This window comes from Pseudomonas sp. PS01297 (assembly GCF_029959305.1).
Classification (GTDB): Bacteria; Pseudomonadota; Gammaproteobacteria; order Pseudomonadales; family Pseudomonadaceae; genus Aquipseudomonas; species Aquipseudomonas helleri.
Window position 1 is genome coordinate 22,029 of record NZ_JASCPQ010000054.1, and the last position, 14,679, is coordinate 36,707.

The window sequence follows — 14,679 nt, forward strand, 5'->3', positions numbered from 1 at the left end:
TCTTTATTACAGGCTTCCCCACGAAATGATGGACATCAACGAGATTCGCGAATATCTGCCCCACCGTTACCCGTTCCTGCTGGTGGACCGAGTGGTGGATCTGGATGTCGAGAACAAGCGCATTCGTGCCTACAAGAATGTCAGCATCAATGAACCTTTCTTCAACGGTCACTTCCCGGCGCACCCGATCATGCCGGGCGTCCTGATCATTGAAGCGATGGCTCAGGCCGCTGGCATCCTGGGTTTCAAGATGATGGATCTGAAGCCTTCTGACGGCACGCTCTATTATTTCGTCGGCTCCGACAAGCTGCGCTTTCGCCAGCCTGTACTGCCAGGGGATCAACTGATCCTTGAAGCCAAGTTCCTGAGCTGCAAGCGCTCCATCTGGAAATTTGAATGCCAAGCCACGGTTGACGGCAAGCCAGTGTGCTCGGCTGAGATCATCTGTGCGGAACGCAAACTATGAGTTTGATTGACCCTCGCGCAATCATCGATCCGACGGCCATTTTGGCCGACGACGTCGAGGTCGGCCCTTGGTCGATCATCGGCGCAGGTGTGGAAATCGGCGAGGGGACTGTGATTGGGCCGCATGTGATTCTTAAAGGCCCAACCAGGATCGGTAAACACAATCGCATCTACCAGTTTTCTTCGGTAGGCGAGGACACACCTGATCTGAAGTACAAAGGCGAAGAAACGCGCCTGGTGATTGGTGACCACAACGTTATTCGTGAAGGCGTCACCATTCACCGCGGCACCGTGCAGGACCGCGCGGAAACAACGCTGGGTGATCATAACTTGATCATGGCCTATGCCCACATCGGGCATGACAGCGTGATTGGCAACCACTGCATTCTGGTTAACAACGCCGCTCTGGCGGGCCATGTGCACATGGGTGACTGGGCGATCCTGTCCGGCTTCACGCTGGTTCACCAGTTCTGCCATATCGGTGCGCACAGTTTTTCGGGCATGGGCACTGCCATCGGTAAAGACGTTCCGGCGTTTGTCACCGTGTTTGGTAGCCCGGCCGAAGCGCGCAGCATGAACTTTGAAGGCATGCGCCGCCGTGGTTTCAGCGATGAAGCCATTCATGCTCTGCGCCGTGCTTACAAAGTGGTCTATCGACAAGGCCTTACCGTCGATCAGGCGCTGGCTGAGCTGGCCGAGCCGGCTGTGCAGTTCCCTGAAGTGGCAATGTTCGTCGAGTCGATCCGTTCCTCTACTCGCGGCATTACGCGCTAATCATGGCCAGATTGCGTATTGCTCTGGTGGCAGGCGAAGCCTCCGGTGACATTCTCGGCTCCGGGCTGATGCGTGCGCTCAAGGCCCGTCATGGGGACATCGAATTCATTGGCGTTGGCGGCCCATTGATGGAAGCAGAGGGCCTGAGCTCTTACTTCCCGATGGAACGCTTGTCGGTCATGGGCCTGGTCGAAGTGCTTGGCCGCCTGCGTGAGCTGCTCAAGCGCCGCAAAGAACTGGTTAAAACGCTGATTGCTGAAAAGCCTGACGTGTTTATCGGTATCGACGCCCCTGACTTCACCCTTAACATTGAGCTGCAGTTGCGCCGTGCCGGGATCAAAACCGTGCACTACGTCAGCCCGTCGGTGTGGGCATGGCGTCAGAAGCGGGTGCTGAAAATTCGCGAAGGCTGCGACTTGATGCTCACGCTGTTCCCGTTTGAAGCCAAATTCTACGAAGAGAAGGGCGTGCCGGTGCGTTTTGTCGGCCACCCGTTGGCTGATGCCATCCCGCTTGAAGCTGACCGTGCGGCTGCGCGTGCTGAATTGGGCCTGCCCGATGGCCCATTGGTGGCTTTGATGCCCGGCAGTCGTGGTGGTGAAGTCGGCAAACTGGGCGGTTTGTTTCTGGATGCCGCGCAGAAGGTCTACCAGGCACGTCCTGATGTCCGTTTTGTATTGCCGTGCGCCAATAACGCGCGTCGCATTCAGATTGAGCAATCGCTGGTGGGCCGTGACTTGCCTTTGACCTTGCTCGATGGTCGTTCACACCTGGCGCTGGCCGCCTGTGATGCGGTATTGATCGCCTCTGGCACCGCGACCCTTGAGGCGCTGCTGTACAAACGGCCGATGGTGGTTGCGTATCGCTTGTCGTCGCTGACGTTCTGGATTCTCAAGCGTCTGGTCAAAAGCCCGTACGTGTCGCTGCCCAACCTGTTGGCTCAACGCCTGTTGGTGCCTGAATTGTTGCAGGATGCTGCAACGCCTGACGCGTTGGCTGACACCATTTTGCCTTTGCTGGATGGCGGTGAAGAACAAACACGGGGCTTTGACGAGATCCATCGCACATTGCGTCTCGACGCTTCCAATCAGGCCGCAGACGCGGTGCTGGGCCTGATCGCAAAATCTTAATGAGTACAGTGACTATGCAAATCGGATTGGACTTCAATCTGGTCAATCAGGTTGAAGACCTGGTTGCCGGTGTTGATGAAGTCGGTCGTGGACCGTTGTGCGGTGCCGTGGTCACTGCTGCGGTCATTCTTGACCCGATGCGCCCGATTGCGGGCCTCAACGACTCGAAAAAACTGACCGAAGCACGTCGTGAAAAGCTTTTCGATGAAATTCGCGAAAAAGCCCTGAGCTGGTGCATTGCGCGGGCTGAAGTCGAAGAGATCGACGAGCTGAATATTTTGCACGCCACCATGCTGGCCATGCAGCGGGCGGTAGAAGGGCTGAGCATCACCCCTAAACTGGCGATGATTGATGGCAATCGCTGCCCCAAGCTGGCCATGCCAGCCGAAGCGGTGGTTAAGGGCGATAGCAAGGTCCCGGCCATTGCTGCGGCTTCGATTTTGGCCAAGGTCAGCCGTGACCGCGAAATGGCGGCCTTTGAGTTGCAATACCCCGGTTATGGCATAGGTGGGCACAAGGGTTACCCGACCTCCGTCCATCTGGAAGCCCTTGAGCGTTTGGGCCCGACGCCTATCCATCGACGCTCGTTCGGTCCGGTTCGCCGTGCGTACGAAGCGCGTGAAGGCCTAGCCAAGGTTTAGTCGCGAGGCTGATGTTTTTGCCAAGGCCCGGTACAATCCGGGCCTTGTTGTTTTCCAAAGCTGATAGACAGGATCACCATGCCGGCTTCATTCGTTCACCTGCGCCTGCACACTGAATACTCCCTGGTCGATGGCCTGGTGCGGATCAAACCGCTGATCAAAACCCTGGCCGGCATGAACATGCCCGCCGTTGCGGTGACCGATCAGAACAACATGTGTTCTCTCGTCAAATTCTACAAAACCGCCATGGGCGGCGGTATCAAGCCGATTTGTGGTGCCGACCTGTGGCTGTCGAATAAAGACCCGGATAACCCGCTGAGCCGTATCAGCCTGCTGGCGATGAATGCCGTGGGTTATCGCAACCTGACTGAGCTGATCTCGCGGGGCTTTATTGACGGTCAGCGCAACGGTCAGGTGATCATTGAACGTGAGTGGGTCGCTGAAGCGGCCGACGGTTTGATCATGCTGTCGGCTGCCAAAGAGGGCGAGATCGGCCTTGCGCTGCTCAGCGGTAACGCCGAAGAGGCGCGCACCCTGGCGCTTGAGTGGATGACGGTGTTCCCCGAGCGCTTTTATCTCGAAGTTCAGCGCACCAGCCGTCCCAATGATGAAGAGCACCTGCATGCCGCCGTTGCGCTGGCCGATGAGATCGGTGCGCCATTGGTGGCGACAAACGATGTGCGCTTCATCAAGCAGCAAGATTTCGAAGCCCACGAAACCCGCGTGTGCATTGGCGAAGGCCGGGCGCTGGATGACCCGCGCCGCTCCAAAAACTACAGCGACCAGCAGTACCTGAAAAGCGCCGAAGAAATGGCCGAGCTGTTCAGTGACCTGCCGGAGGCGTTGGCCAACACGGTCGAAATTGCCAAGCGCTGCAATATTGACGTGAAGCTGGGCACTCACTTCCTGCCCAACTTCCCGATTCCCGATGGCATGACCATCGATGAATATTTCCGCAAAGTGTCCTTTGAAGGCCTTGAAGAGCGCTTGAGCGTTCTGCTGCCCAAGGACACCACCGAAGACTACGACGCCAAGCGTCAGGTGTACGTCGACCGGCTGAATTTCGAGCTGGATATCATCATCCAGATGGGTTTCCCCGGTTACTTCCTGATCGTAATGGACTTTATCCAGTGGGCTAAAAGCAACGGCGTGCCGGTGGGGCCTGGCCGGGGGTCGGGTGCCGGGTCGCTGGTGGCATATGTACAGAAGATCACCGACCTTGATCCGCTGGAATACGACCTGCTGTTCGAACGATTCCTTAACCCGGAACGGGTATCGATGCCCGACTTTGACGTCGACTTCTGCATGGATGGTCGCGACCGGGTTATTGAGTATGTGGCTGAAAAATACGGGCGTAATGCCGTAAGCCAGATCATCACCTTTGGTTCGATGGCTGCGAAGGCGGTAATCCGCGACGTGGCGCGGGTTCAGGGCAAGTCCTACGGTTTGGCTGACCGCCTGTCGAAGATGATCCCGTTCGAAGTGGGCATGACCCTCGAAAAAGCCTTTGAACAGGAAGAGATCCTGCGCGACTTCATCAAGGTCGATGAAGAGGCGGCTGAAATTTGGGAGATGGCGCGCAAGCTTGAAGGCGTTGTGCGTAACGTGGGTAAGCACGCCGGTGGTGTGGTTATCGCCCCGACCAAACTCACGGACTTCTCGCCGATTTACTGCGATGAAGAGGGTGGCGGTCTGGTCACCCAGTTCGACAAGGATGACGTTGAGTCGGCAGGTCTGGTGAAGTTCGACTTCCTCGGTCTGCGGACCCTGACGGTCATCGACTGGGCGCTGAAAACCATCAACCGTGACCGCGCCAAGGTCGATGAAGCGCCGCTGGACATCGCCTTTATCCCGCTGGACGACAAGCCCACGTACCAATTGCTGCAAAAAGCCGAGACCACTGCGGTGTTCCAGCTTGAGTCGCGCGGCATGAAAGAGCTGATCAAAAAGCTTAAGCCCGACTGCCTTGAAGACTTGATCGCACTGGTGGCCCTGTTCCGTCCGGGCCCGCTGCAATCAGGCATGGTTGATGACTTTATCAACCGTAAGCACGGTCGCGCCGAGCTGGCGTACCCGCACTCCGACTACCAGTACGAAGGCCTCAAGCCGGTATTGGCGCCGACCTACGGCATCATCCTGTATCAAGAACAGGTGATGCAGATTGCTCAGGTCATGGCCGGTTACACCCTTGGCGGCGCTGACATGTTGCGTCGAGCCATGGGTAAGAAAAAACCCGAAGAAATGGCCAAGCAGCGCGGCGGTTTCATCGAAGGCTGTGGCAACAACAATATTGATGCCGACCTTGCCGGTAACATTTTCGACCTGGTAGAGAAATTTGCCGGTTATGGTTTCAACAAGTCTCACTCCGCAGCTTACGGTCTGGTGTCGTACCAGACGGCCTGGCTGAAAACCCACTACCCGGCACCGTTCATGGCCGCGGTACTGTCGGCGGATATGCACAACACTGACAAGGTTGTGACCCTGATCGAAGAAATTCGCAGCATGAAGCTGCGTCTTGATGCGCCGGACGTGAATGCCTCGGAGTTCAAGTTCACGGTGAACGAAGAAGGCCGCATTATTTATGGCCTGGGCGCGATCAAAGGGGTGGGTGAGGGGCCGGTTGAGGCCATTACCGAAGCGCGCAAGGACGGCCCGTTTACTGATCTGTTCGATTTCTGTGCCCGCGTTGACCTCAAGCGTATCAACAAGCGTACCCTCGACGGTTTGATCCGCAGTGGTGCGCTGGACCGTCTTGGGCCGTACTTCTATGACGAACCGAAGGCTTACCAAGCGCATATCGACCTGAACCGCGCGGTGTTGCTGACGGCCATGGAGGAAGCAATCAAGTCGGCCGAACAAACTGCGCGCACCCATGACAGCGGGCATGCCGACTTGTTTGGCGGCTTGTTTGTCGAAGAAGACGCTGATGTCTATGCCAACCACCGCAAGGCCAAGGAACTGACTCTCAAGGAACGCCTCAAAGGTGAGAAAGACACCCTTGGGCTGTACCTGACCGGCCACCCGATTGATGAATATGAAGGTGAGATTCGCCGCTTTGCCCGTCAGCGCATCATTGATCTGAAACCGGCACGGGACACTCAGACCGTGGCGGGGATGATCATTGCCTTGCGCGTGATGAAGAACAAAAAGGGCGACAAGATGGGCTTTATCACCCTGGACGACCGTTCAGGGCGCATCGAAGCCTCGTTGTTTGCCGAGGCCTTTCATTCGGCGCAATCGCTGTTGCAGACTGATGCAATGGTGGTGGTCGAAGGCGAGGTCAGCAATGATGACTTCTCCGGCGGCCTGCGTTTGCGGGTCAAGCGCGTGATGAGCATGGAAGAAGCGCGCACCAGCCTGGCTGAAAGCCTGCGTCTGAAAGTGACGCAGGCGGCACTCAAAGGCGATCAATTGCGCTTTTTAGGCGAATTGTTCAAAAAACACCGTGGGGCGTGCCCGATCACCCTGGACTACACCGGCGCAGACGCCAAGGCTTTGCTGCAGTTTGGCGAAAGCTGGCGAATTGATCCGGCAGACAGCTTGATTCAAGCGTTGCGTGACCAGTTTGGGCGAGACAACGTCTTCCTCCAATACCGTTGACGGTCAGGGGCGATACACGCGCCCTGACCTCGACCTGAATTTTTAATCTCGACCTGAGAGCGCCTCTCCCTTAAGGTAGGCGCGATACAGATCAACCGGCTGCCCCAGTCGGGTTGGATTCGCCAGCAAATGCTGGGCTTCAAACCCGCTGGCATGCTTTGCCGCCGACCCAAGACGGATGCTTATGAACCCGAATTTTCTTGATTTCGAACAGCCGATTGCTGACCTGCAAGCCAAAATCGAAGAGTTGCGCTTGGTCGGTAATGACAACTCGCTGAACATCAGCGATGAAATCTCTCGCCTGCAAGACAAAAGCAAAACGCTGACTGAAGATATTTTCGGCAAGCTGACCAGCTGGCAAATTGCTCGTCTGGCCCGTCACCCGCGTCGTCCTTACACCCTGGACTACATCGATCACATCTTCACCGAGTTCGACGAGTTGCACGGCGACCGACACTTCTCGGATGACGCCGCCATCGTGGGCGGTATTGCACGTCTGGACGACCAGCCTGTGATGGTCATCGGTCACCAGAAAGGCCGCGAAGTGCGCGAGAAGGTTCGCCGTAACTTCGGTATGCCGCGTCCAGAAGGCTACCGCAAGGCGTGCCGCCTGATGGAAATGGCCGAGCGTTTCAAAATGCCGATCCTGACGTTCATCGACACACCGGGTGCTTATCCTGGTATCGACGCTGAAGAGCGCAACCAGAGCGAAGCGATTGCCTGGAACCTGCGGGTGATGGCTCGCCTGAAAACCCCGATTATCTCCACCGTTATCGGTGAAGGTGGGTCGGGCGGTGCATTGGCTATTGGTGTTTGCGACCAGTTGAACATGCTGCAGTACTCGACGTACGCGGTGATCTCGCCAGAAGGTTGCGCCTCGATTCTGTGGAAAACCGCCGAGAAAGCGCCGGACGCAGCAGAAGCCATGGGCATTACCGCTGAGCGCCTGAAAGGCCTGGGTATTGTTGACAAGATCATCACCGAGCCATTGGGCGGTGCCCACCGTGATCCGGCCGCAGCGTCTGCGACCATCCGTGGTGAGCTGCTGTCGCAACTGGACATGCTGAAAAAGCTGGACACCGAAACCTTGCTCAAGCGTCGTTATGACCGCCTGATGAGCTACGGTCTCTGATTAAAGCTACAGCGCAGTTACATGTGTGTAGCCGCTGACGAGGTACGAAGGCTGCGATGCGGTCCGCAGGGCCGCCATCCGGGGTCGCTGCGCAACCCATCGCAGCCTTCGTGCCTCGGCAGCGGCTACAGGTTTGGGCCATTATCAAGTTTTGACTAGTAAGTCTGTCCCTGCGCGTGAAGGGCTTTTGATCCAGACGGTGCTCGACATGCCCAACCTCTCAACGCAACTGCTTAAAGCCCTGACCCCCTGGCGCAACGCCAATGCCTGGCACGTCGCACTCTCTGGCGGCCTTGATTCAACCGTTCTGCTGCACCTGCTCGCCCATCTGCGTCAAATCCACTCGCTTCCTGCTCTGTCCGCTGTCCATGTGCATCATGGCTTGCAGACGGCTGCTGAGACGTGGCCGGCGCATTGTCAGGCGCTGTGTGATTCGCTGGCTGTGCCGTTGCAGGTGTTTCACGTGCAAGTCCGCCCAGGCGCAAGCCTTGAGCGTGCCGCACGTGACGCGCGCTATCAGGCTTTTGAAGTCGTCACGAAGGCAGGCGAAGTCTTGCTGACGGGCCAGCACCGTGATGATCAGGCAGAAACCGTGTTGTTTCGCCTGCTGCGCGGGGCAGGGGTGAGCGGGGTGGCGGCCATGCCCCGTGAGCGGGCGCTGGGGCAGGGCCATTTGTGCCGTCCCTTGCTGGATGTCTCTCGCGCCGAGCTGGAAGCCTACGCGCGCGCGCACGGCTTGAGCTGGGTCGAAGACCCTTCGAACACCCAGACCGACTTCTCACGTAACTATCTACGTCATGAAGTTTTTCCAGCCCTGACCAAACGCTGGCCCCAAGCCGCTGCGAGCCTGGCGCGCACGGCTGCCCATTGTGCCGAGGCGCAAGGCTTGCTCGACGAGTTGGCTCAACAGGATCTCGCCGCTGCAACCCCGCATAGTGAGTTCTCCTGGCTTGGCCTGCCGTCCCTGGCGCTGGCACCGATTGCCGCGCTTTCAGCGGCCCGTCAACGCAACGCGTTGCGCCATTGGCTGGCCGGTTTCACTCAGCTGCCGGACACCGATCATTGGGCCGGGTGGGAAACCCTGCGCGATGCCCGCGAAGATGCGCAACCAATCTGGACATTGGCCGATGGCCAGTTGCACCGGGCTGGCGGTCACCTCTGGTGGTTGAGCGGCGACTGGTTGCGTCAGCCTGTTGCGCCATTGGCGTGGGAGCAGGCGGATTTGCCATTGAGCCTGCCGGGTAATGGTCAGTTACGTTTGCACGGTGAGATTCCCGCAGGTCCTTTGCACGTGAGCTATCGTCAAGGTGGTGAGGTGATGCATCTGGCGCAACGCGGGCATCGGGATCTCAAGCGTTTGCTCAACGAGCACGGTGTCCCCGGCTTTGTGCGTGGCAGATTGCCGCTGTTGTACCGCAATGAGCAGTTATTGGCGGTGGCAAACCTTCAGGGATTGGCTTGCGACCCCTATGGGCGTTGGCAATTGCAGTGGTTGCCAACTTCCAGCGATCAAGGTTTGAGCTGAAAGGGGCTTTCCGGTAGACTACGCTCCCTTCTTGATACAACTTCTGTAAATTCACCGGAATTGCAGATGTTGCCGATTACCAAGCAGTCTTTGCTGGGCGATTTTAAAAAAATGTGTGGCTTGTATCGAACCGTTGGTCTCCATCGGTCTGTTTCAACGCAGCAGTTTTTCGAAAGGTGCACTGTGACTAATGCTGGTGATTGGGGGCTTCGGCCTTCCTTCGCTCTCCCCGGCGGCTCTGACCGCTTTAACGCAGACTTCTAGGGTTTTTCATGACGCGCTACATCTTCGTCACGGGCGGTGTTGTTTCTTCATTGGGGAAAGGCATTGCCTCGGCTTCATTGGCAGCCATCCTGGAGGCGCGGGGACTTAAGGTCACCATGCTGAAGCTGGACCCCTACATCAACGTTGATCCGGGCACCATGAGCCCGTTCCAGCACGGTGAAGTGTTCGTCACTCATGACGGCGCCGAGACCGACCTGGACTTGGGCCACTACGAGCGGTTCATCCGCACGACCATGACCCAGAACAACAACTTCACCACGGGCCGCGTTTACGAACACGTCCTGCGCAAGGAGCGCCGTGGTGATTACCTGGGGGCGACCATCCAGGTGATTCCGCACATCACTGACGAAATCAAGCGTCGGATCATCAAGGGCGCCGGCGATGCCGACGTAGCGATGGTCGAGATTGGCGGCACTGTGGGTGACATTGAGTCCCAACCGTTCCTCGAGGCTATCCGTCAGTTGCGCATCGAAGTGGGCGCCAAGCGCGCCATGCTGATGCACCTGACTCTGGTTCCGTACATCGCCACTGCTGGCGAAACGAAAACCAAACCAACGCAACACTCGGTTAAAGAATTGCGCTCCATCGGCCTGCAGCCAGACGTGCTGATCTGCCGTTCCGATCACCACGTTGATGTGTCGTCGCGTCGCAAGATCGCGCTGTTCACCAACGTTGAAGAGCGTGCGGTCATCTCTCTGGAAGACGCCGACACCATCTACAAGATCCCGGGCATGCTGCACGCTCAGGGCCTGGATGATTTCGTCGTTGAGCGTTTTGGCTTGCAGTGCAACAGCGCCGATCTGTCCGAATGGGACAAAGTGGTCGACGCCAAGCTCAACCCTGAGCGCGAAGTCACTATCGCCATGGTTGGCAAGTACATGGAACTGCTGGACGCGTACAAGTCGCTGATCGAAGCGATGAGCCACGCCGGTATTTCCAACCGTACCAAGGTCAACCTGCGTTACATCGACTCCGAAGACATAGAAAACAAAGGCACTGAACTGCTCGAAGGCGCTGACGCCATTCTGGTTCCGGGCGGCTTCGGTCTGCGCGGCGTAGAAGGCAAGATCACCGCGGTTCAATATGCTCGCGAGAACAAGGTGCCTTACCTGGGTATCTGCCTGGGCATGCAAGTGGCCGTTATCGAGTTCGCACGTAACGTGCTGGGCTGGAAAGACGCCAACTCCACCGAGTTCGATCGCAGCAGCGGCCACCCGGTTGTGGGCTTGATCACTGAGTGGGAAGACGCCACCGGTGCAGTCGAAACCCGTACCGAAACTTCTGATCTGGGCGGCACCATGCGTCTGGGCGCGCAGGACTGCCAACTGGCAGCCGGCTCCAAGGTTCATGATTGCTATGCCAAGGACGTGATTGTTGAACGTCATCGTCATCGCTATGAAGTGAACAACAATCTGCTGCCACAACTGATCGAAGCGGGCTTGAAAGTGACCGGTCGTTCCGGTGACGGCGCACTGGTAGAAGTGGTTGAAGCACCGGATCATCCTTGGTTCGTGGCGTGCCAGTTCCACCCGGAGTTCACCTCGACTCCTCGTGATGGTCACCCTCTGTTCAGCGGTTTCGTTAAAGCAGCATTGGCGCAACACGAGAAGAAGGCTTAATCAGCATGGCGCAAAAAATTATCCGCGTAGGCAATATCGACATTGCCAACGACAAGCCAATGGTCTTGTTCGGTGGCATGAACGTGCTGGAAAGCCGTGATATGGCCATGCAGGTGTGCGAAGAATACGTGCGTGTTACCGAAAAGCTCGGTATCCCTTACGTATTCAAGGCCAGTTTCGACAAGGCTAACCGTTCATCGATCAACTCTTACCGTGGCCCCGGCCTGGAAGAGGGCATGCGGATTTTTCAGGACATCAAGCAAGCGTTTGGTGTGCCGGTGATCACCGACGTCCACGAGCCTGCGCAAGCAGCCGTGGTCGCCGAGGTCTGCGACATCATCCAGCTGCCGGCTTTCCTGTCGCGCCAGACTGACCTGGTCGTGGCCATGGCCAAGACCGGTGCCGTGATCAACATCAAAAAAGCCCAATTCCTTGCGCCTCAGGAAATGAAGCACATCCTGAGCAAGTGCGAAGAAGCGGGCAACGATCAGTTGATCCTCTGTGAGCGTGGCTCAAGCTTTGGCTACAACAACCTTGTGGTCGACATGCTGGGCTTCGGCATCATGAAGCAATTTGAATACCCGGTATTTTTCGACGTGACCCACGCGCTGCAAATGCCTGGTGGTCGCTCCGATTCTGCCGGTGGTCGTCGTGCCCAGGTCACTGACCTCGCCAAAGCTGGCATCAGCCAGGGCCTGGCCGGTCTGTTCCTTGAGGCGCATCCGGATCCTGACAATGCCAAATGCGATGGCCCTTGCGCCTTGCGTCTGGACAAGCTTGAGCCTTTCCTGGCTCAACTGAAGTCGCTGGATGAGTTGGTTAAAAGTTTTCCGACAATAGAAACGGCCTGATCCGCTTTTCTCCGGTAAAGTACCGCACGATTTCTCGGGCCCTTGTGGCCCGGGCTTTATCGTCCGCAAGGCTGCCCGTTTTTCGATCCTTGCCGGCGATAACCAGATTTCCCTCAGCTGCGTCGTTTTCGTCAACTTTGGAGTGCTTATAACAATGGCAAAAATCGTCGACATCAAAGGTCGTGAAGTTCTCGACTCCCGTGGCAATCCCACTGTGGAAGCCGACGTGCTTCTCGACAACGGCATCATCGGCAGTGCTTGCGCGCCTTCCGGTGCTTCCACTGGCTCGCGCGAAGCGTTGGAGCTGCGTGATGGCGACAAGAGCCGTTACCTGGGCAAAGGCGTGCTGAAAGCGGTTGCCAACATCAACGGCCCGATTCGCGACTTGCTGCTGGGTAAAGACCCAGTTGATCAAAAAGCGCTGGACCACGCGATGATCGCGCTGGACGGCACTGAAAACAAAGGCTCGCTGGGCGCTAACGCAATCCTGGCGGTGTCTTTGGCAGCAGCCAAGGCTGCGGCTCAGGACCAGGACCTGCCGCTGTACGCGCACATCGCCAACCTGAACGGCACGCCGGGTGTTTACTCGATGCCGGTCCCGATGATGAACATCATCAACGGTGGCGAACACGCTGATAACAACGTCGATATCCAGGAGTTCATGGTTCAGCCGGTTGGCGCCAAGACCTTCTCCGACGCACTGCGCATGGGCACCGAAATCTTCCATCACCTCAAAGCTGTGCTCAAGGCCCGTGGCCTGAACACCGCAGTGGGCGACGAAGGTGGTTTCGCACCTAACCTGGCGTCCAACGAAGATGCACTGAAAGTGATCTCCGAAGCGATCGCCAACGCCGGTTACACCCTGGGCACTGACGTGACCCTGGCACTGGACTGCGCGGCCAGCGAGTTCTACGAAGACGGCAAATACAACCTGTCCGGCGAAGGTCAGGTGTTCAGCTCCGAAGGTTTCGCCGAGTACCTGAAAGGTCTGACTCAGCGCTACCCGATCATCTCCATCGAAGACGGTCTGGACGAGTCTGACTGGGATGGCTGGAAAATTCTGACCGACAAAATCGGTGAGAAAGTTCAGCTGGTAGGTGACGACCTGTTCGTAACCAACACCAAGATCCTGAAAGAGGGCATCGATAAAAACATCGCCAACTCGATCCTGATCAAGTTCAACCAGATCGGCACTCTGACCGAAACCCTGGAAGCCATCCAGATGGCCAAGGCTGCGGGTTACACTGCTGTAATCTCGCACCGTTCCGGCGAAACCGAAGACTCCACCATTGCCGACCTGGCAGTGGGCACCTCGGCGGGTCAGATCAAAACCGGTTCCCTGTGCCGTTCGGACCGCGTTTCCAAGTACAACCAATTGCTGCGTATCGAAGAGCAATTGGGTACTAAAGCCAAGTACAACGGTCGTGGCGAGTTCCGCGGCTAAGCAGTTGGTGGTAAAAAGACAACAGGTTGTGTCAGAAAACTCGCCATCGTGGGTGTTTTGACACTAACCTGATGCTTATCAAGTACAAGCCTGGTTCTTCCAGGCTTTGTACTGTTGGTTGTTTACGTTTGTCGGCATGGCTGTCTTTTCACTGGATACCTGATATTCGATGCGCAGTCCCAATTGGTTGTTCCTCATTTTGCTCTTGCTTCTGGCTGGCCTGCAGTATCGCCTGTGGGTGGGGAATGGGAGTTTGGCGCAGGTGACAGACCTGACGCAGCAAATTGCTGATCAGCATGCTGAAAACGAAGTGCTGTTGGAGCGTAACCGCGTGCTGGATGCGGAAGTCCTCGAGTTGAAAAAAGGCATGGAGACCGTTGAAGAACGGGCCCGCCATGAATTGGGAATGGTTAAAGAGGGCGAAACCCTCTACCAGTTGGCCCAATGAGAATCGCATCACCGGCCTTTTGGGCCGTGATTCCTGCCGCGGGCGTGGGTGCCCGTATGGCCGCAGACCGTCCCAAGCAATATTTGCAGTTGGGCGGGCGCAGTATTCTTGAACACAGCCTTGGCTGTTTCCTTGATCACCCTGGCCTTAAAGGTTTGGTGGTCAGTCTGGCGTTTGATGATCCGTTCTGGCCCTCTTTGCGATGTGCTGCCGACCCGCGTATTGCCCGGGTTGACGGTGGCCGCGAGCGTGCCGATTCGGTGTTGAACGCCTTGTTGTACCTGCATGCGCAGGGCGCCAGTGATGATGACTGGGTGCTAGTGCACGATGCTGCGCGGCCCAATTTGTCACGCGAAGACCTCGACAAGCTGCTCTACGAACTGGCCGACGACCCGGTGGGTGGTTTGCTGGCGGTTCCGGCGCGAGACACGCTCAAACGCGTGGACAAAAACGGCCGGGCAGTCGAAACCGTCGACCGCAGCTTGATCTGGCAGGCCTACACGCCGCAGATGTTTCGGTTGGGTGCGCTGCACCGCGCCTTGGCTGACAGCCTGGTGTCGGATGCGACCATTACCGACGAGTCCTCGGCAATGGAATGGGCGGGGCAGGCGCCACGCCTGATCGAAGGCCGTTCAGACAACATCAAAGTCACCCGCCCCGAAGACCTTGAATGGCTGCGGCTGCGCTGGGCTAACCGCTGATCCCCGCGTAGGAGCGAGCTTGCCTCGCGATCTTTTGATCTTTTAAAAGATCGCGAGGCCAGCT

General features: G+C 57.3%; 12 protein-coding genes. All 12 read left to right on the top strand.

The window, feature by feature from the left end; translation table 11 throughout:
* Positions 1-25 precede the first annotated feature (25 nt).
* Positions 26-466 carry a 3-hydroxyacyl-ACP dehydratase FabZ gene (gene fabZ / locus QMX84_RS16475; protein WP_048368088.1) on the top strand — a complete coding sequence of 147 codons (441 nt, stop codon included), beginning with the start codon at positions 26-28 and terminating at the stop codon, positions 464-466.
* A complete protein-coding gene (gene lpxA, locus QMX84_RS16480) occupies positions 463-1,239 on the top strand; it encodes an acyl-ACP--UDP-N-acetylglucosamine O-acyltransferase (RefSeq protein WP_048368087.1) in 777 nt (258 codons plus the stop codon). The genes fabZ and lpxA overlap by 4 nt, the downstream gene beginning before the upstream one ends.
* The gene (lpxB, locus tag QMX84_RS16485; RefSeq protein WP_262125191.1) at positions 1,239-2,369 is read left to right on the top strand and encodes a lipid-A-disaccharide synthase; all 1,131 of its coding nucleotides are present in this window, start codon (positions 1,239-1,241) and stop codon (positions 2,367-2,369) included. The genes lpxA and lpxB overlap by 1 nt, the downstream gene beginning before the upstream one ends.
* 14 nt (positions 2,370-2,383) lie before the next feature.
* Complete coding sequence (gene rnhB / locus QMX84_RS16490; RefSeq protein WP_123749725.1) at positions 2,384-3,010, top strand: ribonuclease HII; 627 nt, start codon at positions 2,384-2,386, stop codon at positions 3,008-3,010.
* 78 nt (positions 3,011-3,088) lie between these two features.
* Positions 3,089-6,610, top strand: coding sequence for a DNA polymerase III subunit alpha (gene dnaE, locus QMX84_RS16495; RefSeq protein WP_262125168.1), 3,522 nt, complete (start codon positions 3,089-3,091; stop codon positions 6,608-6,610).
* A 184-nt stretch (positions 6,611-6,794) separates the two neighbouring features.
* Positions 6,795-7,742, top strand: a complete 948-nt coding sequence (gene accA, locus QMX84_RS16500; RefSeq protein ID WP_048368083.1) for an acetyl-CoA carboxylase carboxyl transferase subunit alpha — start codon at positions 6,795-6,797, stop codon at positions 7,740-7,742.
* Between the two features lie 208 nt (positions 7,743-7,950).
* Entirely contained in the window at positions 7,951-9,267 is a 1,317-nt protein-coding gene (gene tilS, locus QMX84_RS16505; RefSeq protein ID WP_282364291.1) for a tRNA lysidine(34) synthetase TilS, read from the top strand.
* 272 nt (positions 9,268-9,539) lie between these two features.
* Positions 9,540-11,171 carry a CTP synthase gene (locus QMX84_RS16510; protein WP_048368080.1) on the top strand — a complete coding sequence of 544 codons (1,632 nt, stop codon included), beginning with the start codon at positions 9,540-9,542 and terminating at the stop codon, positions 11,169-11,171.
* A 5-nt stretch (positions 11,172-11,176) separates the two neighbouring features.
* A complete protein-coding gene (gene kdsA / locus QMX84_RS16515) occupies positions 11,177-12,022 on the top strand; it encodes a 3-deoxy-8-phosphooctulonate synthase (protein WP_048368078.1) in 846 nt (281 codons plus the stop codon).
* A 154-nt stretch (positions 12,023-12,176) separates the two neighbouring features.
* On the top strand, positions 12,177-13,466 hold the full coding sequence (eno, locus tag QMX84_RS16520) for a phosphopyruvate hydratase (RefSeq protein WP_123749728.1): 1,290 nt from the start codon (positions 12,177-12,179) through the stop codon (positions 13,464-13,466).
* A 169-nt stretch (positions 13,467-13,635) separates the two neighbouring features.
* A complete protein-coding gene (gene ftsB / locus QMX84_RS16525) occupies positions 13,636-13,914 on the top strand; it encodes a cell division protein FtsB (RefSeq protein ID WP_003440483.1) in 279 nt (92 codons plus the stop codon).
* On the top strand, positions 13,911-14,615 hold the full coding sequence (ispD, locus tag QMX84_RS16530) for a 2-C-methyl-D-erythritol 4-phosphate cytidylyltransferase (protein WP_048368073.1): 705 nt from the start codon (positions 13,911-13,913) through the stop codon (positions 14,613-14,615). The genes ftsB and ispD overlap by 4 nt, the downstream gene beginning before the upstream one ends.
* Positions 14,616-14,679 lie beyond the last annotated feature (64 nt).

What these genes read in the sequence shown, in the direction of transcription:
- fabZ (WP_048368088.1), top strand. Translation starts at nt 26, where the DNA reads ATGATGGACATCAACGAGATTCGCGAATATCTGCCCCACCGTTACCCG.
- lpxA (WP_048368087.1), top strand. Translation starts at nt 463, where the DNA reads ATGAGTTTGATTGACCCTCGCGCAATCATCGATCCGACGGCCATTTTG.
- rnhB (WP_123749725.1), top strand. Translation starts at nt 2,384, where the DNA reads ATGCAAATCGGATTGGACTTCAATCTGGTCAATCAGGTTGAAGACCTG.
- dnaE (WP_262125168.1), top strand. Translation starts at nt 3,089, where the DNA reads ATGCCGGCTTCATTCGTTCACCTGCGCCTGCACACTGAATACTCCCTG.
- accA (WP_048368083.1), top strand. Translation starts at nt 6,795, where the DNA reads ATGAACCCGAATTTTCTTGATTTCGAACAGCCGATTGCTGACCTGCAA.
- tilS (WP_282364291.1), top strand. Translation starts at nt 7,951, where the DNA reads ATGCCCAACCTCTCAACGCAACTGCTTAAAGCCCTGACCCCCTGGCGC.
- QMX84_RS16510 (WP_048368080.1), top strand. Translation starts at nt 9,540, where the DNA reads ATGACGCGCTACATCTTCGTCACGGGCGGTGTTGTTTCTTCATTGGGG.
- kdsA (WP_048368078.1), top strand. Translation starts at nt 11,177, where the DNA reads ATGGCGCAAAAAATTATCCGCGTAGGCAATATCGACATTGCCAACGAC.
- eno (WP_123749728.1), top strand. Translation starts at nt 12,177, where the DNA reads ATGGCAAAAATCGTCGACATCAAAGGTCGTGAAGTTCTCGACTCCCGT.
- ftsB (WP_003440483.1), top strand. Translation starts at nt 13,636, where the DNA reads ATGCGCAGTCCCAATTGGTTGTTCCTCATTTTGCTCTTGCTTCTGGCT.
- ispD (WP_048368073.1), top strand. Translation starts at nt 13,911, where the DNA reads ATGAGAATCGCATCACCGGCCTTTTGGGCCGTGATTCCTGCCGCGGGC.